The 12,829-nt window shown below is 61.3% G+C and carries 12 protein-coding genes; 6 read left to right on the top strand and 6 right to left on the bottom strand.

Going from position 1 to position 12,829, the window contains the following annotated elements; genetic code table 11:
* Window positions 1-25: 25 nt before the first annotated feature.
* From N8H71_RS24300 to N8H71_RS24285, 4 genes are all read right to left on the bottom strand, one after another.
* Window positions 26-1,681, bottom strand: a complete 1,656-nt coding sequence (locus tag N8H71_RS24300; protein ID WP_262195951.1) for an AMP-binding protein — start codon at window positions 1,679-1,681, stop codon at window positions 26-28.
* Between the two features lie 81 nt (window positions 1,682-1,762).
* Window positions 1,763-2,215, bottom strand: a complete 453-nt coding sequence (gene sixA / locus N8H71_RS24295; protein ID WP_007957806.1) for a phosphohistidine phosphatase SixA — start codon at window positions 2,213-2,215, stop codon at window positions 1,763-1,765.
* Window positions 2,212-2,559 (bottom strand): DUF4389 domain-containing protein, encoded by a 348-nt coding sequence (locus N8H71_RS24290; protein WP_262195950.1) that lies wholly within the window; start codon window positions 2,557-2,559, stop codon window positions 2,212-2,214. The genes sixA and N8H71_RS24290 overlap by 4 nt, the downstream gene beginning before the upstream one ends.
* Window positions 2,560-2,577: 18 nt before the next feature.
* Window positions 2,578-3,603 carry an NAD(P)H-dependent glycerol-3-phosphate dehydrogenase gene (locus N8H71_RS24285; protein WP_007957803.1) on the bottom strand — a complete coding sequence of 342 codons (1,026 nt, stop codon included), beginning with the start codon at window positions 3,601-3,603 and terminating at the stop codon, window positions 2,578-2,580.
* Between the two features lie 196 nt (window positions 3,604-3,799).
* Between N8H71_RS24285 and N8H71_RS24280 the strand changes: the two genes are divergently transcribed.
* The 6 genes from N8H71_RS24280 to N8H71_RS24255 all read left to right on the top strand — a co-directional run bounded on the left by N8H71_RS24280 (window position 3,800) and on the right by N8H71_RS24255 (window position 11,328).
* Entirely contained in the window at window positions 3,800-5,923 is a 2,124-nt protein-coding gene (locus N8H71_RS24280; RefSeq protein WP_262195949.1) for a TonB-dependent receptor plug domain-containing protein, read from the top strand.
* Window positions 5,924-6,856 carry an ABC transporter substrate-binding protein gene (locus N8H71_RS24275; protein WP_262195948.1) on the top strand — a complete coding sequence of 311 codons (933 nt, stop codon included), beginning with the start codon at window positions 5,924-5,926 and terminating at the stop codon, window positions 6,854-6,856.
* Window positions 6,853-8,754 carry an ATP-binding protein gene (locus N8H71_RS24270; RefSeq protein ID WP_262195947.1) on the top strand — a complete coding sequence of 634 codons (1,902 nt, stop codon included), beginning with the start codon at window positions 6,853-6,855 and terminating at the stop codon, window positions 8,752-8,754. The genes N8H71_RS24275 and N8H71_RS24270 overlap by 4 nt, the downstream gene beginning before the upstream one ends.
* A gap of 247 nt (window positions 8,755-9,001) precedes the next feature.
* Entirely contained in the window at window positions 9,002-9,517 is a 516-nt protein-coding gene (gene fabA / locus N8H71_RS24265; RefSeq protein WP_003227150.1) for a 3-hydroxyacyl-[acyl-carrier-protein] dehydratase FabA, read from the top strand.
* Window positions 9,518-9,528: 11 nt separating this feature from the next.
* Window positions 9,529-10,749, top strand: coding sequence for a beta-ketoacyl-ACP synthase I (gene fabB / locus N8H71_RS24260; protein ID WP_007957797.1), 1,221 nt, complete (start codon window positions 9,529-9,531; stop codon window positions 10,747-10,749).
* Window positions 10,750-11,139: 390 nt separating this feature from the next.
* Complete coding sequence (locus N8H71_RS24255; protein ID WP_262195946.1) at window positions 11,140-11,328, top strand: hypothetical protein; 189 nt, start codon at window positions 11,140-11,142, stop codon at window positions 11,326-11,328.
* A gap of 96 nt (window positions 11,329-11,424) precedes the next feature.
* Here N8H71_RS24255 and N8H71_RS24250 read toward each other — a convergent pair whose 3' ends face one another.
* Together N8H71_RS24250 and mazG are read right to left on the bottom strand one after the other, a co-directional pair.
* Complete coding sequence (locus tag N8H71_RS24250) at window positions 11,425-11,967, bottom strand: DUF2058 domain-containing protein (RefSeq protein ID WP_007957793.1); 543 nt, start codon at window positions 11,965-11,967, stop codon at window positions 11,425-11,427.
* A gap of 26 nt (window positions 11,968-11,993) precedes the next feature.
* Window positions 11,994-12,827, bottom strand: coding sequence for a nucleoside triphosphate pyrophosphohydrolase (gene mazG, locus N8H71_RS24245; RefSeq protein WP_262195962.1), 834 nt, complete (start codon window positions 12,825-12,827; stop codon window positions 11,994-11,996).
* Window positions 12,828-12,829 lie beyond the last annotated feature (2 nt).

Below are 12,829 nucleotides of genomic sequence, written 5' to 3'. Positions count from 1 at the left end.
CTTCCTTTGTTGTTTTGATCGACGCTCAATCCTGCCACAGCACCGCCTCGCTGCGCTCGCTCCATTCTTCGAAACGTGCTCCGTAGGTGTCTTCGATGATGTTGCGTTTGATCTTCAAGGTCGGCGTGAGAAAACCGTTCTCCACCGCCCAGCTGTCCTTGACCACCACCAGCCGGCGCAGGCGCTCGTGCTTGTCGAGCACGGCGTTGACCTCCTTCAGCAATTTTTCCAGGCTCGAATGCAGCGGTGCGCGGGGCTCTTCCCGGCCCACGGCCGACAGCACGCACAACCCCAGCGGCGCACTCAGGCCGTCACCGACCACGCAGACCTGCTCAATCCGCGAATGCACCGCCAGCCGATTTTCGATCGGCGCCGGAGCGACGTACTTGCCCTTGCTGGTCTTGAAGATTTCCTTGAGACGCCCGGTCAGGCGCAAACGCCCTTCGGCATCCTGCTCACCCTTGTCGCCGGTGCGCAGGAAGCCGTCTTCGGTGAGGGTTTCGGCGGTTTTCTGCGGTTCCTTGAAGTAGCCGAGCATGTTCGCCTGGCTGCGCACCTGCACTTCGCCGGACTCATCGATGCGCACTTCAACGTCAGGACACGGCCGGCCAATCCAGCCTTCCTTGTACTGCCCCGGCAGGCAGATGTGCGAATACCCGCAGCTTTCGGTCATGCCGTAGACCTCCAGCACGTCGAGCCCGAGTTTCTGATACCAGCGCAACAGGGTCAGCGGCACCGGCGCCGCACCGGACAGCGCCACGCGCAAGGCATCCAGCCCCAATCCAGCCAATACCTTGTGGCCGATGCGTTTGCCGATGAAGGGCAGACCGAGCAGGAAGTCCAGACGCTTCGCCGGGATCTTACTGTAGACGCCCATCTGGAACTTGGTCCAGATCCGCGGCACACCGAACATGGCCGTCGGCCGCGCCCGTCTGAGATCGGCGAGAAACGTGTCGAGGCTCTCGGCAAAAAACACTGTCTGCCCGGTATAGATCGACGCCAGTTCGACGAACATCCGCTCGGCCACATGACACAGCGGCAGATACGACAGCAGCCGGTCGTTCTCATTGAGTCCAAACAGCTGCGTGCCGCGCGTTGTCGCGAACCCGAGATTGGCGAAACTGTGCATCACGCCCTTGGGCAGGCCGGTGGTGCCGGAGGTGTAAATGATGGTCGCCAATTGCTCGGCGGCGGGACGCGGATCGTCCTGGATCGGCGAGCTGCGTTGCACATCGTCCCAGTTGAAATCGAACGTGCCCGGTGGGTGCAGCGGCAGGCTGACCGTCGTCAGACCCGCCGGCACGCCTGGCGACATGCCCGGCCAGTCATCGAGCTTGCCGATGAACGCCAGCACGCTTTCCGAGTGGGTGAGCACCTGATTCACAGATTCGGCAGTGAGGTTCGGATAGAGCGGCACCGAGACATGCCCGGCCATCCAGATCGCCAGGTCGGCGATGATCCAGTGCGCGCAGTTTTTCGAGATCAGGGCGATGTGGCTGCCTTGCGGCAACTCGCGGGAACGCAGCCAGTGCGCGGCGCAGCGGGCCTGATGGCCGACGTCGGCCCAGGTCAGCGTCTCGACCTGCCCGCCACCGATCGGCTGCACCAGAAAACGCTGACGCGGGTGCCGGGCCTCGCGTTCGTAAAACACGTCCAGCGGCAAACGGAAGGCGGAAGACATTCGACTCGCTCCTGTTTTTTGGTCTGGAGCAAGCGTAGTCAACCAAGCAAGTGCTTGGTTGACTATTTCGTACAAAAAATTTCAGGGATGTTTAAGGCTGTTGAGCGTCATCGAACCGATCAGCAACTCGCTGTGTTCGAGCTCGGCCAGCCCGGCGGTGCTGACCTTTTCCGGCGGATAGCCCGCACCGTGTTGCAGGTAGCTGAGCAGGTTTCCTACCAACGGATTGTGGCTGACCAGCAGCACATTGCTCACCGACACCAGTTGCTCGGCGACGCGGTCCGGATCGACCTCCGGGGTCAACCACTCGACCGTGCGGATCTCCGGCTCGAAGCCGAGGGCTTCGCGCACCAGTTGCGCCGTCTGCTGCGCCCGCAGGTACGGGCTGGCGTAGATGGCGGTCAGCGGCTGGCCCATCAAACGGGCCGCGCTGCTCAACACTTCCTTGCGACCGTGAGCGGTCAGTTCCCGCTCGGAGTCGGGGCGCGAGCCGTAGGGCTCGGCCTCACCGTGACGCAATACCCAGAGTTTCATAGCTTGGGTTCCTCATCCCGGGCCGGATGCGGTGCCGGCGCGACAACGTGTGGCGCTTCACCTTCCGGAGTACGCGGCGTCGGCCAGTCGGCGAACGGCCAGGGTTTCTGGTCGCTGTGGAAGCTGCCGAAACGACCGATCTGTGCCAGAAACTGACTCAGGCTGTCGCCGAAATTCATCAGGCTGGTGCTCGGGGCGCCATAGATCAAACGATAGATCAACTGCACCAGCACCACCGCGCCGAGGATGAACTGCGCTACCTGCCAGACCAGCACGTAGACGATCATCCACAACACCCGCAGGAGGATGGATTCATATTTGGCTTCGGTTTTCGGATCGTTCATGCCCTGCTCCCTGCTGAATCAGTTGAAACCACTGGTGGAAATAAAGTCGACGTCGGTTTTCGGCTCGCCTCTCATCAGAAGACCGATCACCTGTTCAAGCGTGCGCCCTTCGAACAGGATCGCATGCAGTCCGGCGACCAGCGGCATGTACACACCGACGTCCTGGGACTTGGCCTTGAGCACTTTCAGGGTGTTGACCCCTTCGGCCACTTCACCAAGGCGCGACACCGCTTCGTCGAGGCTCAGGCCCTGACCGAGGGCGAAACCGACCTGGTAGTTGCGGCTTTTCGGCGACGAGCAGGTAACGATCAGGTCGCCGACCCCGGCCAGACCGAGGAAGGTCATCGGGTTGGCCCCCTGATTCACCGCAAACCGGGTCATCTCGGCCAGGGCGCGAGTGATCAGCATGCTCTTGGTGTTCTCGCCCATCTCCAGCGCCACCGCCATGCCGGCGATGATCGCGTAAACGTTTTTCAGTGCGCCGCCCAGCTCCACGCCGAAACGGTCGGCGCTGGCATAGACGCGGAAAGTGCGGCCATGCAATGCGGCCTGCACGGCTTTGCACAGTTCTTCGTCTTCGCTGGCGACCACGGTGGCGGTCAGCGCGTGTTCGGCGATTTCCCGCGCGAGGTTCGGCCCGGACAGCACGCCGATGCGCGCCTGCGGGGCGATCTCTTCGAGGATCTGGCTCATCAGCTTGAAGGTGTGGGCTTCGATGCCTTTAGTAAGGCTGACCAGCATCTTGCCGCTCAGACGCTCGGCGTGCGCCGCCAATACCGTACGCAGCGCGCTGGACGGCAGCGCGACGAAACACAAATCGCAGGCGTCGAGAGTTTCCTGCAGGTCGGTGACCGCAGTCACGCCCGGCAGGATCTTGATGCCTTTGAGGTAACGCGGGTTCTCGCGATTGACCCGGATGGCCTCGGCCTGTTCGGGGTCACGCATCCACTGCCGGACTTGATGGCCGTTCTCGGCCAACAGATTGGCCACGGCGGTACCGAAACTTCCGCCTCCCAGGACCGCAATCGGGCGCTGTTCAGTCATATGTAATCCGTTAATCCATACCAGTGGCGATGCCGGCATTATACGGAGCGTCCCCTTCTCGGACAGCCCCGGCGTCAATTACCCGCACTTGTAGGAAGAAGACCAATAAAACCGAGGAAAATGCCTGCAACGTGACTGGAAAAGTGGTCGTCCTCGGTTAACATGCGCGCCAATTCTTTGCTATCAAGGCTGCGTCGTGCTTTCTGGCCCCCCTTCCCCGCGTTCGTCCCTGCTGCTGGCGCTGCTGTTCAGCCCGGTGCTGCTGGCGGACGACCTGTTTGTCGACAGTGAGGCCTTGCCGCAAATCCTGACCGCCACCCGCCTGAAACAGTCGCCGGCGGAAGTCCCCGGCAGCATGACCGTACTCGACAGCGAACTGATCAGCGCCAGCGGCGCCCGGGACATCAGCGAACTGCTGCGTCTGGTGCCGGGGATGATGGTCGGCAATATCAGCGGCAATCAGGCAGTGGTGAATTATCACGGGACCAACGCCACTGAAGCCCGACGCATGCAGGTGCTGATCGACGGCCGTTCGGTGTACCGCGCCGGGCTTGCGACCGTGGACTGGAGCGACATCCCGGTGGCCATGGAAGACATAGAGCGCATCGAAGTCTTTCGCGGCCCGAACACCGTCAGTTACGGCGCCAACGCGCTGATGGCGGTGGTCAACATCATCACCCGCAACCCGGCGGACAGCCACGGCACGCGGCTGAAGCTCACGCGCGGACAACGCGGCATCAACGACTTCTATGCCAGCCAGAGCACCGGCTGGAATGGCGGCGACCTGCGTCTGTCGCTGTCCGGCCAGGAAGACGACGGCTTCGACAGCGATCGCACCGGCGCCGAATACCGCGACAACCGCCGCTTGAACCGCTTCAGCCTCGCCGTCAGCCAGACCCTGAGCGACAACCAGAGCCTGGACTGGCAGATCAACGCCAAGGACGGGACCAATCAGCGGCCTTACACCTACCGACCGGTGTTCTCCGGGATTACCGCTGCCGGGAACAATTCCGACGTGATCGCCAAGGATTACGCCGGTTCGGTGCGCTGGAACCTGGACATCAATCCGGACCACAGTCTTTATGTACAGGGATCGGCACAACACTGGGATCGTCAGCAGACCTGGCGCGCGTGCGATGCCGAAGTCTCGTTCAGTCCGCAACTCACGGAACTGTGGCAACTCAACCCGAATTACACCGAGCGCCTGGCGCGCAACATGACGTTGTTCACCGGCCCCGGCGCACCCGCCGGTACGCCGCAGGAAATGACCCTGGCCAATCAGGTGCTGGATCAGTGGCGCAACGGTGCCCGTCAGACCCTGTGCGGCGACATCGACCAGAGTGCCCGGGAATCGCGTTACGACCTGGAATTGCAGGACACCCTCAGCCTGTCCGATAGCCTGCGTCTGGTCAGCGGCCTGAACTATCGTTACGACCGGGCCGATTCCGAGACCTATTTCAACGGCACGCTGGACGACGCCACGTGGCGCGCCTTCGGCCAGCTGGAATGGCGCGCCAGCGAACACTGGTTGTTGCAGGGCGGCGCCATGTTCGAAGACACGCAATTGATCGGCAGTTCATTAACACCCCGGTTTGCGGTCAACTACTTGTTCAATCCGCGCCACAGCCTGCGCGCGGTGTATTCGGAAGCCATCCGTTCGCCGGACATGTTCGAGAACAACGTCAACTGGAGTTATCAGGTGACCAACCTGCGGCCCGCCGCCTATGGCCAGTCTTCGGCCCGCTACTTCGTCAAGACCCGGGGCCCCGGCGATCTGGACCAGGAGCACATGCGCTCGCGGGAACTGGGCTACAACGGCTTTTTCCCGGAATGGGGCCTGGCGCTGGACGTGAAGCTGTTCTACGACGAAATCACCGGCATGATCAGCGAGCCGCTGCGCAACAATCAGTACATCGCCAGCAACGCCAACGATTCGCGCTTTCGCGGCACCGAGACGCAACTGGACTGGCGCCTGAGTGCGACCGACCGCTTGCGTCTGACATACGCCTTCGTCGACGCCGAGGCGAGCAATCCGCTGGATCAGCAATTCACCGCACGCAACAGCGGCTCGGCGGGCTGGCTGCGCGACTGGGGCCAGGGCTGGAACAGCGCCCTCTTCTATTACGGTGACAACGCGCTCAACGGTTACCGCTTCGAGCGGGTCGACACGCGCATCGCCAAACGCATTGCCCTGGGCAAGGCCCAACTGCAACTGGCCGGGGTGCTGCAACAGCGCCTCGACCATGAGCCGACCACCTTCGTCGACAACAATTACGACGAACGCCGCGTGGTGTATTTCAGCGCCGAGCTGGAGTTCTAGATGCGTTACGCCATGTCACGGAAGATGCCAACGCTCGGCCAATGGCTGGCCGGGCTATGTCTGTTCCTGACAGCGTGGCTGCATGGCGTGGCGGTGCAGGCGGCCGACATATTGCTGACCGGCGCCGAAGAAAGCCCCGGCGTGCAATCCTTCGTCCAGGCCCTGAGCGAACTGCGCCCCACCGATCGCGTGCATTTCCAGCCGCTGGCCAGCCTGCCGGCCCCGGGCAAGTTGCCGTCGAGCCTGCGCCTGATCCTGCTGGACCTGCCGAGCCTCGACTGGCGTATGCAGGAGTCCCAAGGACCGGCGACTTTGGTCCTGCGCATCAGCCGCTTGCAGGCTCGACAGCGCTTCGGCGACGCGCAACCACCCCACTTGAGCCTGCTGTGGGCCGATCCGCCGCTGAGTCGTCAGTTGCAACTGATCCGCCGGATCCTGCCCCAGGCCGGGCGAGTCGGCGTGCTGTTCGATCAGCACAGCGAGTTCCTGCTCAAGGAGCTGCAATCGGCAGCACAGCCATTGAATCTGCAAATCGTCCCGCAACGCTGGGACAACACCCACGACAGCCGCCCCTTGCAGAGCGTGCTGAAAAACAGCGACGTGCTGCTGGGACTCGACGACCCTGACCTGTACAACCCGAAAACCGCGAAGAACCTGTTGCTCAGCAGTTACTCTCGGCAACTGGCGCTGGTCGGGCCGAATGTCGCTTTCGTCCGTGCCGGTAGCCTTGCCAGCACCTACAGCGATCAGAACGACTGGCTGGCCGTCCTCGACGAGTTGCTGGACCGGCCACCGGCCACCTGGCCGCGCACGCTCTATCCCGGGCGTTTTAAAGTCTCAAGTAATGCGCAGGTGGCTCGTTCATTAGGGATCGAACCGATGAATGAAGCGTCTGTCGCCGCAGAGCTGGCCGAAGGAGAGCGCCGCCCATGATTTTCCGCCGTTGGGACATCAACACCCGCACCCAGTTGATCAGCTTGGGCCCTGCGCTGTTGCTGACCTTGCTGCTGATCAGCTTTTTCACCTTCGTGCGCATTCAGGATTTGCGTCAGGAGCTGAACCACACCGGCCAACTGATCGCCAACCAGCTCGCACCGGCCACCGAATACGGGGTGATCTCCGGCAACAACGAAGTGCTGGAAAGCTTGCTCAAGGCCACGCTGGCCACGCCGAACGTGCGGTTTCTGGAGGTGCAGGACAGCGCCAACCGGATTCTGGCCTACGTCGAACAGCCGGCGGATGCGCACAATCGCCCGCATCAGGTCGAAGTGTTCCAGGCGCCGGTGCGGCTGCAACGCATCGCCTTGCACAATGATTTCTTTCAGGACGGCAAGAGCAGCCCCGGCGTGGCCAGCGAGGATTATCTGGGCCGCGTGATCGTCGGTCTGTCGAATGACGCCTTCAGTCAGCGCCAACAGGAGATCCTGCTCAAGGCCGGGATTCTGGCGTTGTTCGCCCTGCTCTTCACGTTTGTCCTGGCGCGGCGGCTGGCCGGGAGTCTGTCGCAGCCGATTCGCGACATTGGCAATGCGGTCAAGGCCATTCAGGACGGCGACTACAAGACCCCGCTGCCGATTGTCGATGACACCGAGCTGGGCGCCCTTTCCCAACACATCAACAACCTGGCCCAGGCACTGGAACAGGCCAGCCGCGAACAGCATCAGGCGATGGCGCAACTGATCCAGACTCGCGAAGAAGCGGAGAAAGCCAACAACGCCAAATCGGATTTCCTGGCGATGATGAGCCATGAGCTGCGAACTCCGATGAACGGCGTGCTGGGCATGCTGCAGTTGCTGGAAACCACGCAGATGACCGATGAGCAGATCGAGTACGCGGCGCTGGCGTCCGAGTCCACCGAACATTTGCTCAAGGTGATCAACGACATTCTGGATTTCTCGCGCATCGAACGTTCGGAACTGGAGCTGGAGCACATTCCGTTCAACCTCGCCGACCTGATCGGCGCCTGCGCCCAGTCGTTCCAGCACAGCGCCACCCAACGTGGCCTGACACTGCAATTGCGAGTCCCCGAAGACATGCGCGATTTGCAGGTGCAAGGTGATCCGACGCGGATCCGGCAGATTCTGGTCAACCTGGTCGGCAATGCCTTGAAGTTCACCGAACAGGGGCGCGTCAGCATCGAGGCACAGTGGCAGTCGCTGGATCACGAACTGCTGTGGTTCACCTGCGCGGTGCGCGACAGCGGCATCGGCATTTCCCCGGAAAGCCTGGAACTGATGTTCAATGCATTCCAGCAGGCCGACAGTTCCATCTCGCGCCGTTATGGTGGCACGGGCCTGGGATTGCCGATCGCCCGCACCCTGGCCGAGCGGATGGGCGGAACATTGCGCGCCCAGAGCGAGGAAGGTCGCGGTTCGGTGTTCACTCTGGAAATTCCACTGGCGCTATATAAGCAGACATTGCCCGCTCTGACCGCACCGCGTGCACTGAACGGTGCCGGCCACGGCGAAGGCCGTAATGTACTGCTGGTGGAAGACAACCCGGTCAATCAGACGGTGATCGAAGCCATGCTTCGCAGTCTGGGGTTTACTGTCAGCGTCGCCACCGATGGCTTGCAGGCGGTGCGCAGTGCCGGGGAAAACCGTTTCGAAGCCATCCTGATGGATTGCCGACTACCGATCATCGACGGTTACGAGGCGACCCGGCAGATCCGGGGCCTGCCCGGCGGCGGTCAGGTACCGATCATCGCCCTGACCGCCAATGCGTTGCAGGGCGATCGGGAAAACTGCCTGTCGGCGGGCATGAACGATTATCTGGCCAAGCCATTCAAACGCAACGATCTGCAGCAGATTCTGCAGCGCTGGGTGCAGTAACGAGGCCCTTTCGACCATCTGCGACTGGCATGAAAAGCGAAAGTGCGGCAGTCTTAGGCACCCGAACAAGCCTCAAAAGGGGCTTGAATAAAAATTTCAGTGCACAAGTGTACATTCATGTCCTTGGTGCTGTGACTTTCACCACAACGCAATAGTCTATGAGTAGGCTGCCGGTACGAGGCATGAACGCGTCGATCGGCCGGGAAGATTTGCCCCACCTGCCGCATGGGATTATTGAGGAGCTCGCATGACCAAACAAAACGCCTTTACCCGGGAAGACCTGCTGCGCTGCAGTCGCGGTGAGCTGTTCGGCCCAGGTAACGCGCAACTGCCCGCCCCGAACATGCTGATGGTGGATCGCATCACCCTGATCAGCGAAGAAGGCGGCAAGTACGGCAAAGGTGAATTGGTCGCCGAGCTGGATATCAACCCTGACCTGTGGTTCTTCGCCTGCCACTTCGAGGGTGATCCGGTAATGCCGGGCTGCCTGGGTCTGGACGCCATGTGGCAACTGGTCGGTTTCTTCCTGGGCTGGCAAGGTCTGCCGGGCCGTGGCCGTGCGCTGGGTTCGGGCGAAGTGAAATTCTTCGGCCAGGTCCTGCCGACCGCCAAGAAAGTCACCTACAACATTCATATCAAGCGCGTCCTCAAGGGCAAGCTGAACCTGGCGATCGCCGACGGTTCGGTGACTGTCGACGGTCGCGAAATCTACACCGCCGAAGGCCTTCGCGTCGGCGTGTTCACCTCCACTGACAACTTCTAAGGGTTATTCGCATGCGCCGCGTCGTTATCACTGGTCTGGGCATTGTTTCGTGCCTGGGCAATGACAAAGAGACCGTCTCCGCTAACCTGCGTGCAAGCCGCCCGGGCATCCGGTTCAACCCGGAATATGCCGAAATGGGTCTGCGTAGCCAGGTTTCCGGCTCCATCGACCTCAACCTTGAAGAATTGATCGATCGCAAGATCTATCGTTTCGTCGGCCACGCAGCGGCATACGCCTACCTGGCCATGAAAGACGCCATCGCCGACTCCGGCCTGACCGAAGAGCAGGTGTCCAACCCGCGTACCGGCCTGATCGCAGGTTCCGGCGGCGCGTCGACCCTGAACCAGATGGAAGCGCTGGACATCCTGCGCGAGAAAGGCGTCAAGCGCGTCGGCCCATACCGTGTAACGCGGACCATGAGCAGCACCGTTTCCGCTTGCCTGGCCACCCCGTTCAAGATCAAGGGCCTGAACTACTCTATCGCTTCTGCCTGCGCCACCAGTGCTCACTGCATCGGTACCGCCATGGAACAGATCCAGATGGGCAAGCAGGACATCGTCTTCGCCGGTGGCGGTGAAGAAGAGCACTGGAGCCAGTCGTTCCTGTTCGACGCAATGGGCGCCCTGTCCAGCAAGCGCAACGACACCCCGGAACAAGCCTCCCGCGCCTACGACGCCGACCGTGACGGTTTCGTCATCGCTGGCGGTGGCGGTATGGTGGTGGTCGAGGAGCTGGAACACGCTCTGGCCCGTGGCGCGAAGATCTACGCGGAAATCGTTGGCTACGGCGCGACTTCCGACGGCTACGACATGGTGGCTCCAAGCGGCGAAGGCGCTATCCGCTGCATGCAGCAGGCGCTGTCCACCGTCGACACCCCGATCGACTACCTGAACACCCACGGCACTTCGACTCCGGTCGGCGACGTCGCGGAAATGAAAGGCGTGCGTGAAGTGTTCGGCGACAAGGCCCCGGCCATCAGCTCCACCAAGAGCCTGTCGGGTCACTCCCTGGGCGCCGCCGGCGTTCACGAAGCGATCTATTGCATGCTGATGATGGAAGGCAACTTCATCGCCGGTTCCGCCAACATCGACGAACTGGACCCTGAAGTGGCCGATCTGCCGGTGCTGACCAAGACCCGCGAGAACGCCACCATCAACACCGTGATGAGCAACAGCTTCGGCTTCGGTGGCACCAACGCCACCCTCGTGCTGAAGCGCTGGGAAGGCAAGTAATTCCCTTCTGCTGAGCCGCACATGAAAACGCCCCGACTGGTTCGGGGCGTTTTTTTTCGCCTGCACAAAACTCTCCGGACAAACGCAAAACCTGTGGGAGCGAGCCTGCTCGCGATGGTGGAGTGTCAGCCGTCCGAGACGCCAACCGGAATACCGCTATCGCGAGCAGGCTCACTCCCACAAGGGCGGCGGTGCGCTACAAAGATGAAACGTTTGTCATGCAACTTACCGCCCTGCGACTGAATGTCGCGGTTTCTTTGGGCTCCAGCGCTGTTGCAGATTTCGCAAGAATACATTGCACAAATCAGGCGTTTACTTAGCAGGCTAACAAATTCTATAACAGAGGCCTGCACACGCCTTGCTGCAGATAACAGAGATTGGAGCTAGCAGATGACTGTAAAAGTAACTGAACGCGACGATTCACACATGTCCCATGAAGGCGTAGCCGCCGGCGTACGGATCTGGGATGTGCATCAACAAGACTTGCTGGTCGGCATGTTCCACAACGAGATCGACGCCTACAACTACAAGGCCGAACTGGAACTGCAAGAACGCCAGCGGGATCTGAAATCCGCCTGAATCAAACCACAGCATTGAAAACGACAAACCCCGCCATGAGCGGGGTTTGTCGTTATCGGGCGTTTCAGGGCCGCTTCGCAGCCCGGCGAGACCCGATTACCACATCAGATCATCAGGGATCACATAGGCCGCGTACGGATCGTCCTCGGCATTGACCTCTTCGACCTTCTCGTTGAGCTGGACGATGCGCTGTGGATCGCGCTCTTGGATCTTCAGGGCCGCCTCACGGGGAATCACTTCATAGCCGCCGGCATGGTGCACGATCGCCAGCGAACCGCTGCTGAGCTTGTTGCGCATCAGCGTGTTGACCGAGATGCGCTTGACCTTCTTGTCGTCGACGAAGTTGTAGTAGTCCTCGGTGGTCAGCTTCGGCAGACGCGAGACTTCGATCAACTGCTTGACCTGGGCGGCGCGGGCCTTGGCTTCCGCCTTCTCCTGCTGCTGACGGTTCAGCTCCTGGTCGCGCTTGACCTTCTCGGCCTGGGCTTCCTGGGCAGCACGCTGCTGGGAGTCGTCCAGTTCGATCTGGCCCTTGTGGGCCAGGCGCTGTTGTTTCTGTTTGTCTTTGCTGACCTGCTTGGCCTGCTTTTGGTTGACCAGCCCTGCTTTGAGCAACTGGTCGCGAAGGGAAAGGCTCATTGGTGCTTACTCACTTGGGCAACGGCTCAGCCGCAGCTGGGCAAATTCTTTTCCTGACGTTTGGCTTCGCCCCACAGGGCGTCCAACTCTTCGAGGGTGCAATCTTCTATGGGTCGGTGGGTGTCGCGCAATGCCTGTTCGATAAAACGGAAACGTCGTTCGAACTTGCCGTTGGCGCCACGCAGCGCGGTTTCCGGATCGACCTTCAGATGCCGGGCCAGATTGACCACGGAAAACAGCAGATCGCCGATTTCGTCGGCCACCGCTTGCGGGTCATTTTCGGACATGGCTTCGAGCACTTCATCGAGCTCTTCACGAACCTTGTCCAGCACCGGCAACGCATCCGGCCAGTCGAAACCGACCTGCCCGGCGCGCTTCTGCAACTTGGCCGAGCGGGACAGTGCCGGCAACGCAGCCGGCACATCGTCGAGCAGCGACAGTTGCTGCGGCTCGGCGGATTTCTCGGCGCGCTCTTCGGCCTTGATCTCCTCCCAGCGCTGCTTGACCTGATCTTCGTTCAGACGCGGCACGTCCAGCGGCGCATACAGATCACCGGTGGGAAACACGTGCGGATGGCGACGGATCAGCTTGCGGGTGATGCTGTCGACCACGCCGGCGAATTCGAACCGCCCCTCCTCCCGCGCCAGCTGGCTGTAATACACCACCTGAAACAGCAGATCGCCCAACTCACCCTGCAAGTGGTCGAAGTCGCCGCGCTCGATGGCGTCGGCGACTTCGTAGGCCTCTTCAAGGGTGTGCGGGACAATGGTCGCGTAAGTCTGCTTGATGTCCCACGGGCAACCATACTGCGGGTCGCGCAGACGGTTCATCAGGTGCAGCAGGTCTTCAAGGCTGTAGATCG

The organism is Pseudomonas koreensis (genome assembly GCF_025447595.1).
Taxonomy (GTDB): domain Bacteria; phylum Pseudomonadota; class Gammaproteobacteria; order Pseudomonadales; family Pseudomonadaceae; genus Aquipseudomonas; species Aquipseudomonas koreensis_H.
The sequence above is the reverse complement of the archived record's forward strand: the minus strand, read 5'-3'. Positions and strand labels throughout refer to the sequence as shown.